Consider the following 6,427-nt stretch of genomic DNA (forward strand, 5'->3'; position numbering starts at 1 on the left):
GTCAAGGCTACCCCAAGGGGTTGGGCCGGCCCTGGAAAGTCACCAAACCGCGGCTCCCGGAAATGGGATCTTCAATTCGGATGAATTCATTGGAGAATGCCGGCACTAATTGTCTTTAACGGGTGTAATCTGCCGATATGCATTGTGGTATAGGCTACCCCTGTTTGGCGGTGATTCACTTTCACTGTCTGCTTTCGGCAATCCAATGGGGTGTCCCGTGACGAAGATCATATGAGATGGGATCCAAGCGCGCGTGCGCCCGGAATCACCGGTTGGGGATCCCACCGGAAAGGACCACCATGAACATCCGTAACAGTGCTCTTGGAATTGTGCTCGCGGCTTCCCTGATCGGCGTTGCGGGGTGTGGATCCGGGGATAGCGCTACCGAGGAGGTTCCGGAACCGGAAGCCAGCAGCGCCGCTGCGGAACCGACTTCCGAGGCTCCGGCTGAGGAAAGCCCGTCGGAAGAGGCCCCGGCAGAGGAAGAGATGTCTGAAGAGCCCGAAGCCGCCGCTGAGGTTGTCATTACTATCGTCGACTTCACTTATGAGATGCCCGAGTCGATTCCGGCCGGCGCAGAAGTCACCGTGACCAATGAAGACACCGCCCCGCACACTGTGACCTCGGAGGAGGAAGGCCTCTTTGACGTGAACGTGCCGGGTGGGGAGACCGTGACCTTCACGGCACCCGAAGAGGCTGGTGAATTCGCCGTTATCTGTACGTTCCATGCCAACATGAGCGGAACTTTGGTGGTCACCGATGGCTAGAAGGTCCGCCGGTGCGCGAAATGCACCCATGATGATCGCGCTTCGGGTGCTCATCGCCGCCGGACTCGCGATCGACGCCTATGTGCACTTTGTCCTGGCTTCCCAGTACCAGCAGGCGTATCCCACCGGCATGGGCGGCGGGACTCTGTTCACCATTCAGGCTGTCGTGGCCATCGTGGCGGGACTCTACGTCCTCATCCGTGGAAGCCGGTTGTCCTACGCCATTGCCGCGGCGGTTGCTCTTTCCGCTTTCGCTGCCGTGGTGTTGTCAGCGTTCGTCCAGCTTCCCCAGATTGGTCCCATTCCGGCGATGTATGAGCCGGGGTGGTTCTTCCAGAAGACGCTGAGCGCCGTGGCGGAGGGTCTGGCCGGCGTACTCGCCGTCGTCGGATTCGCCCTGCTTTCCCGGGCCCTGGTTTCTCGGAGGGTGGAGCGGGTATAAGGCACCCAATCGGCAGCACATACCACTTCGCGGAGGGCGAGTGGTATGTGCTGTCTTGTGTCTGGTCACGCTACCGGACCGGTGTGTGCCGCTGACGCGCCGCCTCGAACAACACTGCTGCGCAGGCTGAGGGAGCGGACAGCGAGCTGGCCGTGCCCACGATGGGGATGCGGGCCATCGAGTCGCACGCCTCGAGCCAGCCGCGGCTCAAGCCCCGTCCTTCATTGCCGATCACCAGCGCCGTATTACCTGTGAGGTCGCAGTCGAACACATTGTCCGGGCCGGATTCATCAGTGCCGACCAGAGTGAATTCAGCCCGGCCTTCCCATTGCAGTCCCTCATCCACACCATCGGCTGCGGCAACCTGTATTCCGAACAGAGAACCGGTTGACGCCCGCACGGACTGAGGGTCGTAATGGTCGGCCCCGTGGCCGGTGATGATCACTGCCTGAGCGCCGAAGGCGTCCGCTGACCGGATCATGGTGCCAACGTTTCCCGGGTACTGCGGCCGGTCGATAATCACAATCAATGCGCCGCGTTTCGGCAACTCCAGTTGGACGGGTTTCAACGTGCGGGTGCGTGCCACGAGCAGGATTTCTGGTGGGCTGTCTGGCTTCTCCCCGAGTTCAGCCATCAACTCGGGTGCAACGGCATAGGTATCGCCCGGAGCGCTATCGACCACTGACTGCGCCCAGGAGGAGAGCCGCACGGACGAGTTGTACAGCACTGACTCCACTGGCCACTCGTTATGGAGCGCCATCCGCACGGGTCGCACGCCCTGGACCAGGAACAGTCCGGCTTTACTCCGTTTGCTGCGGTTGGTGAGGTAGGAATGCCACTGCTGAAAGCCGGCATTACGGGTGGTGACGCGTTTGGTTTTGGTTGGCCCGGTCATTGGTCCATGCTTCCACATGGCTGTTGGCGACGGCTCGTTGACTAGAGTGGAACGGTGCCCCAGGAACCGTTCAGCCTCAAGAAGATTGCTGTTGGAGCCTACGGTCCCTCTCTCCTCTACGGTGCGGCCACCGGATCCATCGTGCCGGTCATCGCACTCACGGCGCGGGAACTTGGCGCAGACATTGCGATGGCGGCACTGATCATTACGCTGACCGGGATCGGTTCGCTGGTGACAAATGTTCCGGCGACGCTGGTTACCACCCGGTTTGGGGAACGGTGGTCCCTGGTTGCCGCGTCGCTGTGGTGCTCGGCAGCGATGGTGCTGGCGCTGAATGCCCCCAATCTCGTAGTGTTCGCCGCGGCCATCTTCATGGTGGGCATGGCCGGCGCCGTCTTTGGCTTGGCGAGGCAAAGCTACCTCACCGAGGCTGTCCCCGTGGACTTCCGTGCCCGCGCGCTGTCCACCCTGGGAGGTGTGACCCGCATCGGCGTGTTCATTGGGCCCTTCGCGGGGGCCTTGGTGATGAGTTTCATTGGGCTGGACGGTGCGTACTGGGTAGGGGCCGTGTTCACAGTGGCGGCAGCGGTTCTGAGCTACCGTGTGCCAGAACTGATGGCGCACACAGCTTCGGGTCCTCCCTCCGCGCAGGGTGCCGCGATTGTTCTCCCTCCCGCAGCGACCGTCCGGTCCATCATGCGCAGCCACACCGGAATCTTCACGACAGTGGGAGTGGGCGTCCTGCTGATCGCCGCAGTCCGGGCAACACGCCAGGCGGTGCTGCCGCTCTGGGCGCAGGACATTGGCCTCGACGCCACCACCACGGCACTCATCTACGGACTCTCCGGTGCCATCGACATGCTCATCTTTTACCCGGCAGGCAAGCTGATGGACGTCAAAGGGCGCCGCTGGGTGGCGGTGCCGTGCATGACCATCATGGGCGCCGCCCTGATCCTCCTGCCGTTTACCACAGACGCCTTCTCCCTGCTGCTGGTGGCCCTACTGATCGGCTTCGGCAACGGCATCGGATCCGGAATTGTGATGACCCTCGGTGCGGACTTCTCGCCCTCACCGGGACGGCCGCAGTTCCTTGGCATCTGGCGGCTCCTCACCGATATCGGCACCATGGCCGGACCGGGGGCTCTCGCCGCTGTGACAGCCGTCGCCACGCTTTCGGCAGGAATCTGGACCACTGGGGGGCTGGGACTGATTGCCGCCGTCGTGCTCTGGTATTGGATTCCACGGGCAAAACCGCCGGTGCCGGCCCGCTGAGCGGACCGGATTTAGCGGTCCCTAGACCGTGCGCAGCCTCGCCTGGGCGCCAAACAGCCAGCTCGCCACAGCAGTAAGCGTGAAGCCCACACCAACAATGAGTGAGAGCCCCGACCAGAAGAACAGCGGGATGCTTGCTGTGCCGGGAACCGGCGCGGGGCCGATCGATTGCACGTAGAAGTACAGGCCAAGTGAGAGCACCAGGCCGAGGGCACCCGGAACCCAGCACAGCACAAGCCACGTGCGGGAAGCCGCCCAGTGTTCGCCGAACCCGGACCACACGTTCCACGGATTGCCGGTACGCATGATCAGCACCCCACCCAGCAGCGTCCAGGCCGCAACCACCAGGAAGGCGGCCACCACATCGGCAGGCCTGTGCCACAGGTTGAGGAAAGTCGCAGCGCCAGCCAGCACGGAGTAGGTTCCACCCGCTGCAGCGGCCAGCGGACGCCAGCGGGGTGTTACCACCAGGAAGATCGCGGCCGCCGCGGAGGCTGCAAGGGTGGTGTGACCGGACGGCAGCGAATTGAAGTCCAGTGTTGGAACACCGCGGTCCGGCCGGTCCAGGAGCAGGTTCTTGAGAAGTTGAGTGGTGAGGTTGGCGCCCGCGATGGTCCCCAGTGCAATTGCCGCAGCAGCCCAGCGCCGTCTGCCAATCGTGACGAAAAGAATCACGGCCGCGGCGATGAACACGGAGATAAGCGGCAGGCTATCCAGAAACTGAAGGATGGGCCGCTGGCTGTCGGGGGCAGCGATCCCGGCCTCGCGCCAAGCTGACTCGTCAGCGAACTGACCGGTGGTTGTCCGCACAAAAGCCCAGTACGTCCAGCCCAGCGCGGCCGCGCACGCAATAGCCCCCAGCACAAAAAGGGCAGGCGAACGCGCAGCGGTCCTGGACCGCGCTACTGTGGATGACTGCTGGGGGCTCACGTGGTTAACACTGACACAGGCCGCGGTGAGTTCCGGAATTGACCGGCGTAGGCTGACAAGGTGCAGCCTCCAACCTTCGACGAGCTCCGCCAACACGCCCACGTTGTTTCACTGCCCATGCGTGTCCGGTTCCGCGGAGTGACCCACAGGGAGTCGCTGGTTCTTCGCGGTCCGGCGGGGTGGGGCGAGTTTTGCCCGTTTCCCGAGTACCGCGATGAGGAGTCCGCCGCCTGGCTACGCTCCACTATTGAAGCCGCGTGGGAAGGCTTCCCGGCGCCGCTGCGGACGGTTGTGTCCGTCAACGCAACCATTCCCGCAGTTCAGGCGGCCGACGTCGAACACATCCTTCAGCGTTTTGGTGCCGTGAGCGCCGTGAAAGTCAAGGTCGCCGAGCGTGGGCAGAGCCTGCACGACGACGTCGCGCGCGTCGCCGAGGTGCGCCGCCTCCTGCCCGGGGCCGCCGTGCGCGTGGACGCGAACGGCGGCTGGAACGTGGAAGCCGCCCTGGAAGCGTTGACCGCTCTCGCCGGCTTCACCCTTGAATATGCCGAACAACCGGTCATGGACATCGCGGATCTTCGTACCGTGCGGCTGGAGCTCCGGCGCCGCGGGGTGCCCGTGCTCATTGCCGCGGATGAGAGCGTCCGGAAAGAGGACGATCCCCTGCGGGTTGCCCGCGAGGATGCGGCCGACCTGCTTGTGGTGAAGGTGGCGCCCCTGGGTGGGGTGCGGCGTGCGCTGGACGTCGTGGCACAGTCTGGACTTGCCGCCGTCGTCAGTTCCGCCCTGGACACCTCGGTGGGCATCAGCGCGGGGGTGGCACTGGCTGCTGCGCTGCCGAACCTGCCCTACGCGTGCGGGCTGGGGACGCTTTCCCTGATGTACGGCGACGTCACCGATAATTCGTTGATGCCCGATGGCGGCACGCTGCCTGTGCGTGCCGTGTCAGCATCGCCGGACCTGCTGGAACGGTACGCTGCGCCCGCTGACCGGGCCGCCTGGTGGATGGACCGGTTGAAGCGAACGCACCAACTTCTTAGCCTTCCCTAAGTCATCCTCATTTCCATCGCAGTTCGCCTCCTGTTCACGGCGGTGCACCTAACCTGTTCAGTTTTGTTGCCAGTGTGAGACCGGAACCACACCGTTCAACCTGGAAGGTCCTAAACGTGAGCGAAACCAAGAGGCGTCTCCTGCCTATGCTCGGCCATACCAACGGCAAGCGCAGCGCCGTAACCTGTGCCCTTAAGTGCGATAACGCCTGTTCCTCGGCAGTCTGCAATACCAGCAGCAACAACTATTTCCGCGACATTGTCTCCAACGAACTTTCACGGCGCAGCGCCATGGGGGTGGGGGCAGTGGGTGCCTTGACGCTGCTTGTCGGAACCAACGTCCCGGGGCTGACTCCCGGCGGAGCCCCGCTTGCCCCGGCCGTCGCGATGAAAGGCGGCGCCGCCAAGGGGAAACTGAAGTTCACACCGATCGACCCAGTGGACGCACTCGTTGACGACGTCACCGTGCCGGACGGGTTCAGCTGGCGCCCTTTGATCCGCTGGGGCGACCCCATGTTCCGCAACTCGCCTGATTTCGACGCCAACAACCAGACTGCGGCCGCGCAGGCCCTGCAATTCGGCTACAACTGCGACTACACGGACATCCTCGACTTACCGGGGAGCAAGGACCGCCGAGCGGTGCTCTTCGCCAACCATGAGTACACCAATGAGAACATTATGTTCCCGCCGGACATGGATCCAGCGGAAGCCCGGGCTGTGGGTCAGGCCGCTCATGGCCTGTCAGTGGTTGAACTTGAGCGGAAGAACAAGGCGAAGCCTTGGAAATACGTCCAAGGGGGACGCCTGAACCGCCGGTTCCTCAATGACACTGCGTATGAGCTCACCGGGCCTGCCGCCGGCTCAAACCTGGTGAAGACAGTGGACGACCCCGAGGGCCGCACCATCCGCGGAACCCTGGGCAACTGTGCAGGCGGCACCACCCCCTGGGGGACCATCCTCTCCGGTGAGGAAAACTTCAACGGCTACTTTGTCTCGCCTGGAACCAGCGACTCAGACCGCCGCTACGGCCTCACGTCCAGCCCCACGGCCCGTGGCTGGGAAATCGACGAGC

At 63.6% G+C, this 6,427-nt stretch carries 7 protein-coding genes; 5 read left to right on the plus strand and 2 right to left on the minus strand.

All coding sequences use genetic code 11. The features are described 5' to 3' along the window. Window positions 1–299: 299 nt before the first annotated feature. Window positions 300–767, plus strand: coding sequence for a cupredoxin domain-containing protein (locus Y708_RS30390; protein WP_028279544.1), 468 nt, complete (start codon window positions 300–302; stop codon window positions 765–767). Further along, window positions 760–1,209, plus strand: coding sequence for a hypothetical protein (locus Y708_RS0108165; RefSeq protein WP_028279545.1), 450 nt, complete (start codon window positions 760–762; stop codon window positions 1,207–1,209). The genes Y708_RS30390 and Y708_RS0108165 overlap by 8 nt, the downstream gene beginning before the upstream one ends. 70 nt (window positions 1,210–1,279) lie before the next feature. On the opposite strand, the gene Y708_RS0108170 is transcribed toward Y708_RS0108165, so the two are convergent. Then, window positions 1,280–2,104, minus strand: coding sequence for a TrmH family RNA methyltransferase (locus Y708_RS0108170; protein ID WP_028279546.1), 825 nt, complete (start codon window positions 2,102–2,104; stop codon window positions 1,280–1,282). A 54-nt stretch (window positions 2,105–2,158) separates the two neighbouring features. Here Y708_RS0108170 and Y708_RS0108175 point away from each other — a divergent pair, with 54 nt between their 5' ends. Continuing rightward, on the plus strand, window positions 2,159–3,376 hold the full coding sequence (locus Y708_RS0108175; RefSeq protein ID WP_028279547.1) for an MFS transporter: 1,218 nt from the start codon (window positions 2,159–2,161) through the stop codon (window positions 3,374–3,376). A 21-nt stretch (window positions 3,377–3,397) separates the two neighbouring features. Here the strand turns inward: Y708_RS0108175 and Y708_RS0108180 are convergent, their stop codons facing one another. After that, on the minus strand, window positions 3,398–4,306 hold the full coding sequence (locus Y708_RS0108180; RefSeq protein WP_028279548.1) for a phosphatase PAP2 family protein: 909 nt from the start codon (window positions 4,304–4,306) through the stop codon (window positions 3,398–3,400). A gap of 60 nt (window positions 4,307–4,366) precedes the next feature. Between Y708_RS0108180 and Y708_RS0108185 the strand changes: the two genes are divergently transcribed. Further along, window positions 4,367–5,356, plus strand: coding sequence for an o-succinylbenzoate synthase (locus Y708_RS0108185; RefSeq protein WP_028279549.1), 990 nt, complete (start codon window positions 4,367–4,369; stop codon window positions 5,354–5,356). A gap of 116 nt (window positions 5,357–5,472) precedes the next feature. Further along, window positions 5,473–6,427 (plus strand): PhoX family protein (locus Y708_RS23815; protein ID WP_035775715.1); only part of this gene is annotated, 955 nt, incomplete at its 3' end.

The organism is Arthrobacter sp. H5, assembly GCF_000520595.1.
Lineage (GTDB): Bacteria > Actinomycetota > Actinomycetes > Actinomycetales > Micrococcaceae > Arthrobacter_D.